We start from the raw sequence: 15,522 nt of genomic DNA on the forward strand, positions 1-15,522 counted from the left end.
TCCCTTCAACGACTCATTGCAAGGTAAGCCTTACCTTATCTAGCATGGGCCTGCCTGAGGAGGCGATGCCAAGGTGAAGTCACCGCTCATGGGTTCCGACGTCATCCACGACGTCATCGGAATCGGATTCGGTCCATCAAATCTCGCGCTGTCCATAGCGGTCGAGGAGCACAACACAGGCCTTTCGGCAGACCGCCGCCTCAACGCCCTGTTCCTGGAGCGCCAGCCGCGCTTCGGCTGGCACCGGGGCATGCTCATCGACGACGCCACGATGCAGGTGTCCTTCCTCAAGGACCTCGTCACCCTGCGCAACCCGACCAGCGACTACAGCTTCCTCTGCTTCCTGCGCGAGCGGGGCAGACTGATCGACTTCCTGAACCAGAAAACCCTCTTCCCGCTGCGGATGGAGTTCCACGAGTACTTCGAGTGGGCCGCCGCCCGGGTCGCCCACCAGGTCTCGTACGGCAGCGAGGTGGTCTCCGTCGACCCGGTGCGCGACGACGACGGCGAGGTGGCCTTCTTCGACGTCACCTCCCGCGACATCGCGGGCTCCGGCGAGACCGTGACCCGCAGGACCCGCAACGTCAGCGTGGCCATGGGTCTCGAGCCGCATGTGCCGCCGGGTCTCGAACTCACCGAACTCGTCTGGCACAACAGCGAGTTGATTCCACGTGCCACCCGACTGGGCGAGTCGGGCGCCCCGGTACGACGGGCCGTCGTGCTCGGCGCCGGACAGAGCGCCGCCGAGGCGGTGGACTACCTGCACCGCACCTTCCCCGAGGCCGAGGTGTGCTCGGTCTTCGCCAAGTACGGCTACACCCCGGCCGACGACAGCCCGTTCGCGAACCGCATCTTCGACCCCGAGGCCGTCGACGTCTACTTCTCGGCGCCCTCCGAGGTCAAGCAGTCGCTGATCGACTACCACCGCTCCACCAACTACTCCGTGGTCGACATGGAGTTGATCGAGGCGCTGTACGCCACCTCGTACCGGGAGAAGGTGGCGGGCCGGGAGCGGCTGCGATTCCTCAACGTCTCGCGGGTCCGCTCCGTGGAACCCGGCGCCGACGGCGGCCTGGAGGTCGCCGTGGAGTTCCTGCCCACCGGTGAGCGCCAGGTGCTCGCCGCCGACGTGCTGGTGCTCGCCACCGGCTACCGGCCGCGCGATCTGGCCACGCTGCTCGGCGAGGCGGCCAAACTCTGCCTCCGGGACGACGGGGACGCCGTCCGCGTGGGCCGGGACCACCGGGTGGAGACCGCGCCGGAGGTGACGGCCGGCCTCTACCTCCAGGGCGGAACCGAGCACACCCACGGGCTGACCAGCACCCTGCTGTCGACGGTCGCCGTCCGGGCGGAGGAGATCCACCGCTCCGTGCTGGCCGGGAGGCCGGCAGGCTGACCCACCCCGACTCCCCGGGCCCGGAGGGTACGGTCCCTTCCGGGCCCGGGGTCCGCTGCGGCATCGGGCGCCGCCGTCCCCGTGGGCTCGGCGCCCCGACCCGGGACGACGCGCCCGGCCGCGCCCCGGATTCACCCCCGTGCCCGGGGCTCCGGCTCCGGGCCGCCGATCACGTCCGCGACGCCCCGGACGGTTCTGACCGCCCCGCAGGTGGCCGCTATCCAGTCCATGGCCATCCGGTGATCGTCGGGCGCCCGGTCGGCCACCGCGTCCGCGACGACGAAGGGCTCCATGTCCTGCATCCACGCGTCGGCCGCGGTCAGCAGCACCTGCGTCCGGGCGAACACCCCGACGATCACCGGCTGATCGCGCCCCAGCTCCTCGAGCCGGCGGCGCAGCCCGGTGCCCGCGAAGGCGCTGAACCGCTTCGCCACCAGCACGCTGTCGCCGACCTGCGGCCGGATCGCGTCCACGACGGCCCGCGAGCCGTCGCCTCCGGGCAGCCGCGGATGGCCGAAGGCGGTCCCCCGCCCGGCCGGCCCCCGCTCGGCGGTGGTCAGGGTGTAGAGCACGGGAATCCCCGCCGCCCGCGCCGACTCCGTCAACAGGCCGACCCCGGAGACGAGTTGAGCGACCGGCGCGGAGCACTCCCGCAGGACGCGCAGGAAGTGGTTCTGGGCATTCAGGACCACGAGGGCGGCGCGCCGCGGCTGGACGGCCCAGCCCGACCGGTCCGGTGGCAGCGTGGCCGGGCCGGGCATGACGTACGGGACCATGTCGGGTGACGGCATGCGCATCGGCCTCTCACCGGTCGTCTGACCACGTCGGGCACACGGGGAGCGTGGCCGGGCCGCCGCTCCCCGCCTCAGTACGGCCCATGGGTCCAGCGGCCGTCCGTCATCGTGGCGTGCACGGGCATCGCGCGCAGGGCGTCCGGGCCGGCCCCCGACGGGTCCAGGTCGACGACCACCAGGTCGGCCGGGTCCCCGACCCTGATGAGCCGGCGTCCGCGGGCCGCCGCGACCAGCGCGTCCCGGACGGACAGGCGCTGCTCCGGATGCCAGGCGGGGCGTTCGTCGTCGGTCCGGCCGACGGCCGACGCGATGGCGAGCCACGGGTCGAGCGGCGAGACCGGGGCGTCGGAACCGAACTCCAGACGGGCCCCGGCGGCGAGCAGATCGGCGTAGGCGAAGGCGCGTCCGGTGCGCCCGGCCCAGTGCCGGTCCGCCACGTCACGGTCGTCCGTCGCGTGCCGGGGCTGTACGCCCGCCGTGACGCCCAGCCGCGCGAACCTCGGCACGTCCTCGGGGCTCAGCAGCTGCGCGTGCTCGATCCGGCCTCGGCAGCGCACCGCCTCGAAGGCGTCCAGGGCCAGCGTGTTGGCGTGGTCGCCGATGGCGTGCACCGCGGGTTCGACACCGTGCGCGGCGGCGTGCCGCATCAGCCGTACCAGCTCGTGCGGCGCCGTCTCCTCGATGCCGTGGGAGTGCTCCGTGCCCTCCAGCCCCGGATAGGGGTCGCGGCACAGGGCGGTGCGGGTGTTGAGCGAGCCGTCGGTGAAGAGCTTCAGCGGGCCCACCCGCACCAGGCCGCCGGGCGCGCCGACCTCGTCCCCCGTGCGCAGTCCACGCTCCACGGCCGCGTCCAGGCGGCTCGGGTAGATCGCGGCCGACACCCGCACGGCCGGCCGGAAGGCGGCCGAGCGGCGCTCCCAGTCCCCGACCGTGTCGCCGAACTGGAAGTCGATGACGCCGGTGACCCCGCGGGCGGCGGCGGCCTCGCAGGCGTCCGCGATCCAGCCGTCGACCACCGCGGCCGGCGCCTTGGGGAGGGCCGACAGGACCTCGTGGCACTCGGTCTCCCTGACCAGGCCGGTGGGGTGGTCGCCCCGGCCGACGAGGGCGAGACAGGCGGAGTTCAGCCAGGCGGCGTGCAGATCGGCGCTGACGAGGGCGACCGGCCGGCCGGGCAGGACCGCGTCGAGGAGCCGCTTGTGCGGGGCGTCGGGCCACAGCCCGTCCCGGAACCCGTAGCCGAAGAGCACCGTGCCGTCGGGCGCCGCGCCGCCGCGTTCCCGCACCAGTTCGGCGACCGCCCGCGCGGAGGTGGTCCCGGCGAGGTCCAGCCGGTGCCGGGCGCTCGCCCACTCCGCCATGTGGACGTGGGCGTCCCACAGGCCCGGCAGCAGCACCCGCCCGTCCAGATCGACGACGCGCCCGCCGTCGGCCGGCGCCGCCCGTCCCCCGGCCTCCGCGTCCGCGACGACATGGGTGATCCTGCCGTCCGCGATCCGCAGCCGGGCGAGCGGGCCGCCGGCGCCGAGCCGTACCCGGTCGAGCGTCAGCGCGGCGCTCGCGTAGTCCGCCATAAGAGCCTCTCTCTGCGGCGGGCGTCTCTCCGTACCCCGGAACCCGCCCGGTAAAGTTAGGCTTACCTTACCTGGTGATCGCGCTCCCGTCCCCCGGTCCGCCTCACCCAATGAGGGGGTTGGGCAACGGCAGATAGCGGGCGTCGGCGCCGTCCGCCTCCGTCCAGCGCAGCAGCAGGTTCGTCTTGCCGGGCAGGGTCGGCGCGGTCAGCAGGGCGGCGGCCTCGGGAAGGTCGTGCCGGGCCAGTTCGCGACGGACGGCCGGCCAGGGGTCGAGGCCGGGGTGACGTTCGGCGAGCGCCGCCGCGACCTCCCACAGATGGTTCACGACCAGGCAGTACACCAGCCGCTCCCAGCCGGCCGCCCGCTCCACGTCCGGCAGCAGTTTCACGCCCTCGGCGTCCCGGAACAGGGCCCGCACGGGGGTGCCTTCCGCGTCCACGGCGATGAGCGTGTTCTGGAGATGGGCCTCCAGGACCACCCCGTGGTCGGCGAAGGCCGTCAGCGCCGGCGGGACGACGACGGCCAGATACGCCTCCCACCAGGCCGCCGGGTCCGCCGCGGGGGCCGGCGGGCTGCCCTCGAAACCCTCCACGAGACCGGCGGCCAGCAGCGGGGTCGTGCCGGGCGGCAGAGCGCCCTCCAGTCCGTCGCGGACCACGACGGCGAGCTCCTCGAAGGCGAACGCGGCGGTGCGGTAGCCGCGGTCGCTCAGCCAGACCGCCCGGTGGCGGCCGTCGGGGCCGCCGTCGTCCGCCGCGAAGGCCCGGACCACCGCCGCGTCGGTCCGGCGCAGTTTCAGCAGGTCGTGCCGCCACAGCCGGCGGATGTCGTTGGTGATGCGGACGTCGAGGCTGAACTTCAGGCACAGGTCCCGCTCGGGTGCGTACAGCGTCCGCACGGCGGCCGTCGGCCAGGCCTCGAAGCCGGTCGTGCCGAGCCGGACCAGGCGGCCGTCGGCGAAGGCCGGGGCGAGCTCCCGTCCGGCCAGTTCGAGCTGCCAGGGGTGGGCGGGCAGCAGCCGGTAGCCGGGCGGGGCCGTGCCGAGGGCGTCCAGCGCGGAGGTGTCTCCCTCCTCGACGACCGCGTCCTCGCGCAGCCCCAGCAGGACCAGCCCGAAGCGGGCGTGGGCCTCCGGGGCGTACGGCAGCCAGCCGGCCGGCGGGCCGCCGCCGCGCGCCTTGGGGGCGGGATGGTGGGGGTGGCCGGTGAGGAGCGACTGCTCGGAGCGCAGATAGGCGCCGGGCGGCGGGGTGGCGTGCGCCCGTGCGGTGAGCATCGCGGCCACCACGTCCCTGCTGTCGGTCATCTCGGCGGGCAGTTCGTGGTTGTCCAGCCCGGTGTGCCCGCGCAGCACCTCGGCGACGGTCGCGACGAGTTCCGCGTGACCGAGGCGGTGCCAGGCGCCGGCCGTGTACACCTCGGGCTCGGCGGGCCGCCGGGCACCGCGCACGCGCAGCAGCCGGTCGCTGCCGGGCGAGCCGTCGCCGGGCAACCGGTACACGAACCGGCCGTCGTCGCCCGGCGGGCGGGGCAGCGGTTCGGCGACCTCCCGCAGCAGACAGTTCAGCAGCGGCGCGGCCGCGAGTGCGTCGGCGCGCTCGGCGACGCCGTCGGCGGACGCCGCGGCCTCGGCGGGCGGGGGGATGAGGTCCACGCGATCCACTGGTTCCCTGGTTCCCTACGGTTCTTCCGGGCGGAGACGATCAGTATCGCTGTCGTCACGGCCCCTCCGTGACGTCGTACCCGCACCCTCAGGAGCCCACCCGTGCACCGTCCCCCCACCGCCGAGGCCGAGCTGGCCGCGGAACTGGCCGCCGTCCGTCCCTCGCTCGGCCCGCGGTTCACGGCCGCGCTGCCCGGGGCGCGGGCCGCCGTGCTGACCCGGCTGTGGCGGGCCCTCGTCCACGAGCCCCTGCCGTGGATCGCGCACCGCGGACGGTCCGGCGGGGAGAGCCTGCTGCGGCTGCGCGACGGCCGCCGTCTGCACGGCCCGCGCGCGGATCCGTACGCGACCGCCGCCTATGTGACGGACGTACGGCTGGACGGTGTGGCGTACGAGGATCCCGCGCGGCTGATGACGGAGCTGGCGGTGCCGCACGGCGCGGGCTTCGCGGGTGAACTCGGTCACAGTGTCGCGTCGTTGGCGCTGTCACGGGCCGGGCAGGAGCCCGGCTTCGCCTCCTTGAAGGATCCGGACGAGTGGCCGGTGCACGACTGGGAGTGGGAGCAGCGGGTGGTCGACGGGCACCCCTACCACCCCAACTGCCGTGCGCGGCCCGGCTTCTCGGTGGCGGAGCAGCTGGCGTACGGGCCCGAGCACCGGCCCTCGGTGCGGCTGGGCCTGCTGCCGGTGCCGGCCGCCGAGTGTCTGGTGTCCGGCGAGTGGCCGCGGGAGCTGCGGGACGGGACGCGGCTGGTGATCCCGGTGCATCCGTGGCAGGCGGCGCACGTGCTCAAGCGGTCCTGCGAGCGGGAGGTCCCCGCGCATCCGCTGATGTCGTTGCGCACGCTCGCCCTTCCCGGCGGTCCGCACGTCAAGACCGCCCTGAGCACCCGGCTGACGTCCTCCGTCCGGGACATCTCCGTCGGCTCCATCGCCGCCTCCGCGGCCCTCTCGGCGTTCGCGGAGACCCTGACCCCGCACACGGACGGCCTGCTGCACATGACCCGCACCCTGGGCGCGGCCACCGCGAACTCCCCCGATCTGGCGGCCGTGTTCCGCGAATCACCGAGCGTGTTCGGGGCGCCGGGCGAGCACGTCGTCCCGGTGGCCGCCCTCGCCGGCACCGAACTGCCGCGCTCCCCCGCCTGGTCGGCGGAGTTCGCGCGGCTCGCGCTCACTGTCGGACTGCGGCTGCTGGAGCTGGGCGTGGCCCTGGAGGCGCACGGCCAGAACCTGCTGGTCGTGCTGTCGGCTTCGGGCGCCCCGCTGCGGCTGGTCTACCGCGACCTGGCCGACATCCGGGTCAGCCCGGCCCGGCTGGCCCGGCACGGCATCCCGCTGCCGGACGAACTGCCCGAGCGCATCCGCACGGACGACGTGACCGCGCTGCGGCGCAAGCTGTTCGGCTCCCTGGTCGCGGGCGCGCTGGCCGCGACGGCGGGCAGCCGCCCGGCCCTGCGGGCGGCCCTGGAGACGGCCGTGCGGGATCTCCCGCGCTCGCCGGACCTCGTGGCGTTGTGCGAGGAACCGCTTCCGGCCAAGGCGCTGACGCTGATGCGGCTGTCGACGGGGGCGCCCGGGGACCAGTGGGCCCCGCTGCCCAATCCACTGACTGTGTAGGTGTGTTGACCGGAAGACGAGCGCCCGGCGCCGCCGGAGTCCGAGCCCGATGCCGAAACCCGTTCCGCCGCCGTTTTGTGGCGGGACACCTCTGATCAATAGGATCCGCCGATGATCAGAACACAACGGCTGGCGGCGGGCGTCTGCGCCTTGCTCGCCGCGCTCACGGCCGGGATCGCGTTCCCGGCCGGGGCGGTCGCCGACGAGACCACCGCCACCGCGCCCAAGGTCGACCTGGTCCTCGACGTCAGCGGTTCGATGCGGACGAAGGACATGGACGGCGGGACGCGGATGGCCGCGGCCAAGCAGGCGTTCAACGAGGTGCTGGACGCGACCCCGGAGAACGTTCTCCTGGGCATCCGCACCCTGGGCGCCAACTACCCCGGCGACGACCAGAAAACGGGCTGCAAGGACACCGCGCAGCTCTACCCGGTCGGCCCGCTGGACCGGACCGAGGCCAAGACCGCGGTGGCCACCCTGTCGCCCACCGGCTGGACACCCATCGGCCCGGCCCTGCTGAAGGCGGCCGACGACCTCGACGGCGGCACCGGCTCCAAGCGCATCGTGCTGATCAGTGACGGCGAGGACACCTGCGCTCCGCTCGACCCGTGCGAGGTGGCCCGTGAGATCGCGGCCAAGGGCATAGGCCTGACGATCGACACGCTCGGCCTGGTGCCGAACGTCAAGATGCGCCAGCAGCTCAGCTGCATCGCCGAGGCGACCGGCGGCACCTACACCTCGGTGGAGCACACCGACGAACTCACCGACCGGGTCAACCAGTTGGTCGACCGGGCCGCCGACCCCGTGGTGACGCCGGTCGCCACCGAGGGCGCGGCCTCCTGCTCCGCGGCGCCGGCCCTGAAGTCCGGCCTGTACACCGACCGCGAGGAGTTCGGCCAGGAGCGCTGGTACAAGGTCGACGTCGAGCCGGGCCAGGAGCTGCGCGCCTCGGTGAGCGTGTCGGCGGACCGCACCATGAACCCCGACTACGGGGTGCTGCTGCGCGCGGTCACGGTGCACGGCCGGGAGATCGTGCGCGGTGAGGCGGCCGGCAACGGCCGTACCGACGTCATCTCGACCGGTCTGCGCTACCCGAAGGCGGAGAGCGACGAGGACGAGGCTCCCGCCGAGACGGTGTGCGTGCAGGTGACCAACTCCTACTCGGCGGCCGCGGGGGTGAAGACCACGCCGGGCATGCCGCTGGAGCTGACCGTGGACGTGGTCGACGGCCCGTCGCAGGCGAGCGACGTGGCCTCCTTCGGCCTCGGGCGCGGCTGGTGGCTGCTGGGCGTCCTGGTGCTGTTCGGCTTCCTCGCGGGTGTGCTGTGGGGCTGGGTGTCCCGCTGGCGGGTCGCGGTCTGGAGGACCAACTGATGCGAATCACACGTGTGTTGAGCGGAGCCCTGCTGGCGCTCGGTCCGGTGCTCGGGCTGACCCTCGGGCCGGCGGCCGTACCGGCCGCGGCCGACTCCACCCCGTCGGCGAGCCCGTCGGACGACAGCTCCGCGCCGACCGAGGCGGGCACCTCGTTCCGTACGGCGACGGAGATCGACCAGGGGCAGACGGCGACGGCGAGCGGGTCGGCGGGCGACTACCTGTACTGGTCGTTCCCGGCGGACACCGGCCAGCGTCCCACCGTCAAGGCGACGGTGAAGCTGCCTCAGGCCCACTCCACGCAGACCTGGCAGGTCGACGTGTACGACGGTCTGCGGCGCCGCCAGGCCTGCCAGTACGGCGCCCAGACGCGCACCGCCGCCCAGGGCACGGCCTCGCTGGAGCTGGCCTGTGTGCTGCGCACGGTCCGCGGCTGGTCGGAGCCGTGGGCCGACGACCCGCTGCCGGGCACGTACTACGTCCGGTTGACGGCCCTCGACCTGAAGGCGGCCGATCTGGGTCTGCCGGTCGGCGCGGAACTGCGGGTGGACTCCAAGGACATCGGGGGCGCCGCGGCCGTCGACGGTTCGCTGGCGGAGCCGCTGGTTCCCGGCATCGCCGTCACGTCCCAGGCGGACGAGGACGATTCCGACGACTCGTCGGCCACGGCCGTGCTGTCCAGCATCGAGCCGGACGACGGCTGGGCGTCCGGCTGGTGGTCCGACCGCTGGGTCTGGACCGCGATCGGCGCGGTGCTGGCCGCCCTCGCCGGGATCGGCGGGTACACGCTGACACGCGGATCGGGACGGCCACGGCACGTACCGCCGGGCGCGTGAGCGTCGGTTGACCGATCGCCAGAAGGCCCGCCGCTCCACAGCGGCGGGCCTTCTGCCGTCCCCGCCGCCCGCCCCGCCGCCCCGCCGCCCGCACCGAAGCCCGCTCCGCCGCCCGCGCCAAGGCCGCTCGCCGTCCGCACCGAAGTCCGCCCCGAAGTCCGCCCCGCCGTCCGTGACGCCGTCCCCGCGCGCTCTCCCGCGCCCGCCTCATGCCTCCCGCAGGGCTTTGGCCAGGGTGCCGTCACCGCCGACCTCGATCCGCCCGGCCCGTACCGCGTCGAGCACGCCCAACTCGCCCTGGGCGACCGCCGTGCAGGTGTCCGTGTCGAGGACGAGTCGCGCGTCGGGCTCACCGGGCGCGGGTCCGTCGCCGTACACCCGCCCGTCCTCCGCGCCGGCGTACAGATGGAAGACCCCTTCGTCGAGCCGGACCTCGACGAGTCCGGCGCCCCCGGCCCCCTCGCCGTCGAGCCCGCGCAGCAGGGGCAGCGCGAACCAGTGCGCACGCAGGGCGTCGGTGGGCCGCCGCTCGCCGAGTTCGCCCTCACCCCACTCCCCCAGGGCCTGGAGGACGGGCAGCAGCTCCCGTCCGCGTCCGGTGAGTTCGTACACGTAGGCCGCCCCCGGCGGGGGCAGGCGGCGCCTGGTGGTCAGCCCGTCCCGTTCCATGTCCTTCAGCCGTGAGGCGAGCACGTCCGTGCTCACACCCGGCAGATCGGCGTGCAGGTCCGTGTAGCGGCGCGGGCCGGCGAGCAGCTCCCGGACGATCAGCAAGGTCCAGCGGTCGCCCACGACGTCGAGCGCGCGGGCGGCGGAGCAGTACTGGTCGTAGCTTCGGCGAGGTGACATGGCACGCAGTCTAGACATGTCGTTGGACTTTCCAAGCTGGAACTTGGTAAAACCAAGCAACACAACGAACCGGAGGGGCGAGCGCGCATGGAGTTCCGGCAGTCGAACAAGCTGAGCGAGGTCTGCTACGAGATCCGCGGCCCGGTGATCGAGCACGCCGACGCGCTGGAGGCGGCGGGCCACAGCGTCCTGCGCCTGAACACCGGCAACCCCGCGCTCTTCGGCTTCGAGGCGCCCGAGGAGATCCTCCAGGACATGATCAGGATGCTCCCCCAGGCGCACGGCTACACGGACTCGCGGGGCGTCCTCTCGGCCCGCCGGGCGGTGGCGGGGCGCTACCAGACGCTGGGGCTGGAGGTGGGCGTCGACGACGTGTTCCTCGGCAACGGCATCTCCGAGCTGATCTCGATGGCGGTCCAGGCACTGGTCGAGGACGGCGACGAGATCCTGATCCCGGCGCCCGACTTCCCGCTGTGGACGGCGGTCACCACGCTCGCGGGCGGCAAGGCGGTGCACTACCTCTGCGACGAGCAGGCCGACTGGTACCCGGACCTCGACGACATGGCCTCGAAGATCACCGACCGCACGAAGGCCGTCGTGATCATCAACCCGAACAACCCCACCGGCGCCGTCTACCCGAAGGAGATCATCGAGGGCATCCTCGACCTGGCCCGCCGGCACGGCCTGATGGTCTTCGCCGACGAGATCTACGATCGGATCCTCTACGACGACGCCGTCCACCACTCGGTCGCCGCGCTCGCGCCCGACCTCGTGGTCCTCACCTTCTGCGGCCTGTCGAAGACGTACCGGGTGGCCGGCTTCCGCTCGGGCTGGCTGGTGGTCACCGGCCCGAAGCAGCACGCGAAGAGCTACCTGGAGGGCCTGACCATGCTGGCCTCCATGCGGCTGTGCGCCAACGCCCCCGCGCAGTACGCCATCCAGGCCGCGCTCGGCGGCCGCCAGTCCATCCACGAGCTGACCGCCCCGGGCGGGCGCCTGCACGAACAGCGCACCGTGGCCTGGGAGAAGCTCAACGAGATCCCCGGGGTGTCGTGTGTGAAGCCGAAGGGCTCGCTGTACGCGTTCCCGCGTCTCGACCCCAAGGTGCACAAGATCCACGACGACGAGAAGTTCGTCCTGGACCTGCTCCTGAGGGAGAAGATCCAGGTCGTCCAGGGCACCGGCTTCAACTGGCCGACCCCCGACCACTTCCGCATCCTGACCCTGCCGCACGCGGACGACCTGGAGGCGGCGATCGGCCGGATCGGGCGGTTCCTCAGCGGGTACCGGCAGTAGGCGCCGACGGGGCGGGGCCGTCGGACCCTGTTCCCCCGGCCGTCGATCGCCGGCGTGCGCCCGCCCGGGTCCTGTGTCACGGTGCTCACAGGCCTGGCAGGAAGGGGCACGCGCGCGTGGGCGACCTGTTTCTCGTGCGGCACGGGGAGACCGAATGGTCACGCTCGGGCCGGCACACCGGATCGACGGACGTCCCGCTCACCGAGCGCGGCCGGGACGAGGCACGACGGCTGGAACCGCTGATCCGTTCGCACCGGATCGGGGCCGCGTTCGTCAGCCCGGCGCAGCGGGCGCGGGAGACGGCGGAGCTGATCGGACTGCACGAGTTCCAGGTCGACGCCGGCCTGCGCGAGTGGGACTACGGCGGCTACGAGGGCGTCACGACGGCCGAGATCCAGCGGACGCGACCGGGCTGGTTCCTGTTCACGGACGGGGTCGCGGCCGGCCCGCCCGACCGTCCCGGGGAGACGCCCGAGCAGGTCGGCGAGCGGGCCGACCGGGTGCTGGCCCGGATCGACGCGGCACACGCCGAGGCCGGCGCCGAGGAGAACGTGGTGCTGGTGGCGCACGGGCACTTCCTGCGGGTGCTGACCGCCCGTCGGCTCGGCCTGCCGGCGTCGGCCGGAGCGCTGTTCCAGCTGGCCACGGGAACGCTGTGCCGGCTGGGCACGGAGCACGGGCGGCCGGTGATCGCCGCCTGGAATGTCAGACCCGGGCCGTAGCCTTCGATGAGGCCCCCGCCGGGGGCGGCACTCGAGGGGAGCACGCCGTGACACGACCGCCGACCGCCGCCCAGCGGCGTGTGATCGACGCCGCCGACCCGGTCACCGGGCGGCTGCGGGGCACGGCGACCCAGCTGGCGGCGCTGGTGCGGCACGGACTCGCCTTCCGGCACCCGCGCCCGCCGCACGACCATTTCCTGACCCCGGCGGGGCATCGGACACGGGAGGCGGTCCCGGCGCCCGGCGCCGCGTCCGAAGCCGCTCCGCAGGACACCTCGCGACTCGCTCCCGGGCCGCCGCCGGCGGACACCGGGGTCTTCGCCGCGCGCGTCGGCGGCGAGGAGGAGACCGGACAGGCCGCTCCCGCCCGGGCCCGCGAGGTGCACAGCGCCTGGCAGGGCCTGCTCGAACTGCGCCGGATGACCAACCCGGACGGCGGCACGGACCGGCCGTGCGGCTGGGAACGCACCCACCTCGTGCGGGCCGCCGCGCTGGCCCTGGAGGCGGCCGGCCACCCTCCCGCCGGTCCGCGGGGCACCGACGGCTACCGGGTACGGGCGACCCCGCAGCCGGAAGCGGTGTCCGTGCACGGACCGGACGACGCGACACTGCGCGCCTGCGGGGCGACGCTGGAGAGGGCGGGCTGGCAGACGGGCGAGCACACCGATCCCCGCACGAGAGCGCGCTATCTGCTGGCCTCCCCGCGCCGGGTGTGAGGGACATGCCAAGATCGACGGTCAGGCACCGACATCGAGAAAGCGAGAAGGGGACACCGTGAGCGAGCCGTTCTCCGTCCGGATCACCGTGCGCGGATACGAGACCGACGTGCAGGGGCACCTCAACCAGAGCGTGTACATCAACTACGCGGAACACGCTCGCTGGGCACTGCTCCAGGCCGCGGGCATCACCCAGGCCGGTCTGCGCGCCAAGGGGGTGGGCCCGGTCGCCCTGGAGACGACCATCCGCTACCGGCGCGAGCTCCTCGCGGGCGACGAGGTCGACGTGACCTGCGTCTTCGAGTGGGGCGACGGCAAGACGTTCCGGATCCGGCAGACCATCACCAAGGCGGACGGCACGGTGTCCGCCGAACTCACCTCGGTCGGCGGGCTGCTGGACCTCACGGAACGCAGGATGGTCGCCGAACCGACGGTCTACTTCAAGGAACTGGCCACGGATCCCGGCCTGTTCGGCCTGTAGTCCGGCCGGGGTTCGGCCGGTGGTTCGGCATGCAGTCCGGCCTGCAGTCCGGCCGGGGGTTCACACCGGTTCCGTCTCCCGCTCGGTGTCGTAGGCCGCCCGGGCCTCGGCGATATAGACCCGGTTGCGCTCGGCCCAGTTCGTCAGACGCTGCAGGGTCTCGTGCAACTCCTGCGCCACCGGGGTCAGTTCGTATTCGACCTTGGGCGGCACCGTCGGATGCACCGTGCGGGTGACGAGCCCGTCGCGCTCCAGGTTGCGCAGCGTGAGCGTCAGCATGCGGCGGCTGATGCCCTCGATACTGCGCTCCAGCTCCGTGAAACGGATGGGGCCGTGCGCCGCCGCGACGAGGATCTGCACGCTCCACTTCCCCGAGACCCTGTCAAGAACCTCTCGCACCGGACAGGCGTGCGCGTTCACGACCTGCGCGGTAACACCGGTGTTCCCCTGGGACATCGAAGTGCCTCCTTATGCCGTTCTCCATGGTTACCCACGATGGTCCCCGTTACAAGTCGTGCACCAAGGGTTCCCCCGGAGAATGTGGAGGCCACGCCGCCATGACGGCCACAGCCGAGTCCCCGACACAGACATCGACACACACATCGTCGCCGCCACCGACACCGGAGCATCCGTCGGCATCGAAACGAACCCGCTCCCGCTGGGCGTCCCTCGCCGTCCTGTGCGCGGGAACCCTGATGACGATCCTGGACGGCAACATCGTCACTGTGGCGATGCCCGCCATCCAGAGCGACCTCGGGTTCAGCGGCCCGGGGCTGGCCTGGGTCGTCAACGCCTACCTCATCCCCTTCGGCGGTCTGCTCCTGCTGGTCGGCCGGCTCGGCGACCTGGTGGGACGCAAGCGGATGTTCACCGCGGGCCTCGCGGTGTTCACCGCGGCGTCCGTGCTGTGCGGGGTCGCCGGCAGCCAGGGGGTCCTCATCGCGGCACGCGCCCTGCAGGGTGTCGGCGGGGCGATGACCTCGGCGGTGGTCCTGGGCATGCTCGTGACGCTCTTCCCCGAGCCGCGCGAACAGGCCCGCGCCATCGCGGTGTTCAGCGCGGTCGGCGCGGGGGGCGGCGCGCTGGGCACGTTCCTGGGCGGTGCGCTCACCCAACTCGTCAACTGGCACTGGATCTTCCTCATCAACCTCCCGATCGGCATCGTGGCCTGGCTCGCGGCCGTCCGCGTCCTCGCGCCGGAGAACGGCGCCGGGCTCGGCAGGGGCGCCGACTACCCGGGCGCGGCCCTGGTCACGAGCGCGCTGATGCTGACGGTGTACGTCATCGTCGGCGCCGGCGACCGCGACGGCGCCGCCACCGCGCTCCTGGCCCTGCTCGCCGCGGCCCTGTTCACGGGGTTCGTGCTGCGCCAGGCCCGGGCCGCGCGCCCGCTGCTGCGGCTGCGACTGTTCCGCTCCCGGCTGCTCAGCGGGGCGAACGCCGTCCAGATACTGATGATCGCGACGATGTACGGCTTCCAGTTCATCGGCGCGCTGTATCTCCAACGCGTTCTCGGCTACGGCGAGTTGGCGACCGGAACGGCGTTCCTGCCCGCGCCGGTCGCGATCGGCCTGCTGATGCTGGTCCTGTCCGCGCGGACCATCGGCCGCTTCGGCCCGTACCGCGTCCTGCTGGCCGGCCTGGTGCTGATCACCGCCGGCATGGCACTGCTGAGCCGCGCCCCGGCCGACGGCTCCTACGCCGCCGACTTCCTGCCGCCCATGCTGCTGCTGGCCGCGGGATTCGCCGCCGCGATGCCCGCGCTGACCGGGCTGGCCATGGCGGGAGCCCGGGAGGAGGACGGCGGCCTGGCGTCCGGGCTCTTCAACACCACGCAGGTGGTGGGCGGTTCGCTCGGCCTCGCGGTCCTGTCGACCCTGGCCGCGAGCCGCACGGACGACCTGCTGGGCGTGGGCGCGCAGCTGCTGCCGGCCACGGCGGAGGGCTACCGACTGGCGTTCCAGGTCGCCTCGGTGACCGCGGCGACAGCCCTGACACTCGCGGCGACGACCCTCCGCACGAAGCGCACGCAGGAGGACGGGGGCTGAGAGCGACGGGGCCGAGAGCGGCGGGGGCCGAGAGGGCGAAGGGCCGGCGAGGGGGAGGCCCGGCAGGGAAGCCGCAGCGAAGCCGCAGAGCGAAGGGCCGGCGAGGCGGGCGGCCGGGCGGGCGGGCGAAGGCGGGGCGGACGGGTGTGG

The 15,522-nt window shown here is 73.5% G+C and carries 14 protein-coding genes; 9 read left to right on the plus strand and 5 right to left on the minus strand.

Annotated features, from left to right (window positions below; genetic code table 11):
* Positions 1-88 precede the first annotated feature (88 nt).
* The gene (locus tag ABT070_RS12985; RefSeq protein WP_451101589.1) at positions 89-1,396 is read left to right on the plus strand and encodes a lysine N(6)-hydroxylase/L-ornithine N(5)-oxygenase family protein; all 1,308 of its coding nucleotides are present in this window, start codon (positions 89-91) and stop codon (positions 1,394-1,396) included.
* 131 nt (positions 1,397-1,527) lie between these two features.
* Here ABT070_RS12985 and ABT070_RS12990 read toward each other — a convergent pair whose 3' ends face one another.
* From ABT070_RS12990 to ABT070_RS13000, 3 genes are all read right to left on the minus strand, one after another.
* Positions 1,528-2,187, minus strand: a complete 660-nt coding sequence (locus ABT070_RS12990; RefSeq protein ID WP_351758756.1) for an isochorismatase family protein — start codon at positions 2,185-2,187, stop codon at positions 1,528-1,530.
* Positions 2,188-2,261: 74 nt separating this feature from the next.
* Positions 2,262-3,764, minus strand: a complete 1,503-nt coding sequence (locus ABT070_RS12995; protein ID WP_351758759.1) for an amidohydrolase — start codon at positions 3,762-3,764, stop codon at positions 2,262-2,264.
* A gap of 103 nt (positions 3,765-3,867) precedes the next feature.
* Positions 3,868-5,430: an IucA/IucC family protein gene (locus ABT070_RS13000; protein ID WP_451101562.1), complete on the minus strand. Its 1,563-nt coding sequence runs from the start codon at positions 5,428-5,430 to the stop codon at positions 3,868-3,870.
* A gap of 102 nt (positions 5,431-5,532) precedes the next feature.
* Here ABT070_RS13000 and ABT070_RS13005 point away from each other — a divergent pair, with 102 nt between their 5' ends.
* The 3 genes from ABT070_RS13005 (at position 5,533) to ABT070_RS13015 (ending at position 9,260) form a co-directional block, all read left to right on the plus strand.
* A complete protein-coding gene (locus ABT070_RS13005; protein ID WP_351758765.1) occupies positions 5,533-7,050 on the plus strand; it encodes an IucA/IucC family protein in 1,518 nt (505 codons plus the stop codon).
* 111 nt (positions 7,051-7,161) lie between these two features.
* Positions 7,162-8,424: a VWA domain-containing protein gene (locus ABT070_RS13010; RefSeq protein ID WP_307166089.1), complete on the plus strand. Its 1,263-nt coding sequence runs from the start codon at positions 7,162-7,164 to the stop codon at positions 8,422-8,424.
* Positions 8,424-9,260 carry a hypothetical protein gene (locus ABT070_RS13015; protein WP_351758768.1) on the plus strand — a complete coding sequence of 279 codons (837 nt, stop codon included), beginning with the start codon at positions 8,424-8,426 and terminating at the stop codon, positions 9,258-9,260. The genes ABT070_RS13010 and ABT070_RS13015 overlap by 1 nt, the downstream gene beginning before the upstream one ends.
* Positions 9,261-9,467: 207 nt before the next feature.
* Here the strand turns inward: ABT070_RS13015 and ABT070_RS13020 are convergent, their stop codons facing one another.
* Entirely contained in the window at positions 9,468-10,109 is a 642-nt protein-coding gene (locus ABT070_RS13020) for a winged helix-turn-helix transcriptional regulator (RefSeq protein WP_351758771.1), read from the minus strand.
* 87 nt (positions 10,110-10,196) lie between these two features.
* On the opposite strand from ABT070_RS13020, the gene ABT070_RS13025 reads away from it, so the two are divergent.
* From ABT070_RS13025 to ABT070_RS13040, 4 genes are all read left to right on the plus strand, one after another.
* Positions 10,197-11,405 carry a pyridoxal phosphate-dependent aminotransferase gene (locus tag ABT070_RS13025; RefSeq protein ID WP_351758774.1) on the plus strand — a complete coding sequence of 403 codons (1,209 nt, stop codon included), beginning with the start codon at positions 10,197-10,199 and terminating at the stop codon, positions 11,403-11,405.
* Positions 11,406-11,521: 116 nt separating this feature from the next.
* The gene (locus tag ABT070_RS13030) at positions 11,522-12,127 is read left to right on the plus strand and encodes a histidine phosphatase family protein (RefSeq protein WP_351758776.1); all 606 of its coding nucleotides are present in this window, start codon (positions 11,522-11,524) and stop codon (positions 12,125-12,127) included.
* Positions 12,128-12,174: 47 nt separating this feature from the next.
* The gene (locus tag ABT070_RS13035) at positions 12,175-12,843 is read left to right on the plus strand and encodes a hypothetical protein (protein ID WP_351758778.1); all 669 of its coding nucleotides are present in this window, start codon (positions 12,175-12,177) and stop codon (positions 12,841-12,843) included.
* Positions 12,844-12,901: 58 nt separating this feature from the next.
* A complete protein-coding gene (locus ABT070_RS13040; RefSeq protein WP_351758781.1) occupies positions 12,902-13,324 on the plus strand; it encodes an acyl-CoA thioesterase in 423 nt (140 codons plus the stop codon).
* A gap of 60 nt (positions 13,325-13,384) precedes the next feature.
* On the opposite strand, the gene ABT070_RS13045 is transcribed toward ABT070_RS13040, so the two are convergent.
* A complete protein-coding gene (locus tag ABT070_RS13045) occupies positions 13,385-13,780 on the minus strand; it encodes a winged helix-turn-helix transcriptional regulator (protein ID WP_351758784.1) in 396 nt (131 codons plus the stop codon).
* A gap of 239 nt (positions 13,781-14,019) precedes the next feature.
* Here ABT070_RS13045 and ABT070_RS13050 point away from each other — a divergent pair, with 239 nt between their 5' ends.
* Positions 14,020-15,372, plus strand: coding sequence for an MFS transporter (locus tag ABT070_RS13050; RefSeq protein ID WP_351758786.1), 1,353 nt, complete (start codon positions 14,020-14,022; stop codon positions 15,370-15,372).
* Positions 15,373-15,522 lie beyond the last annotated feature (150 nt).

Source organism: Streptomyces sp. NPDC002884, from assembly GCF_040295245.1.
Taxonomy (GTDB): Bacteria; Actinomycetota; Actinomycetes; order Streptomycetales; family Streptomycetaceae; genus Streptomyces.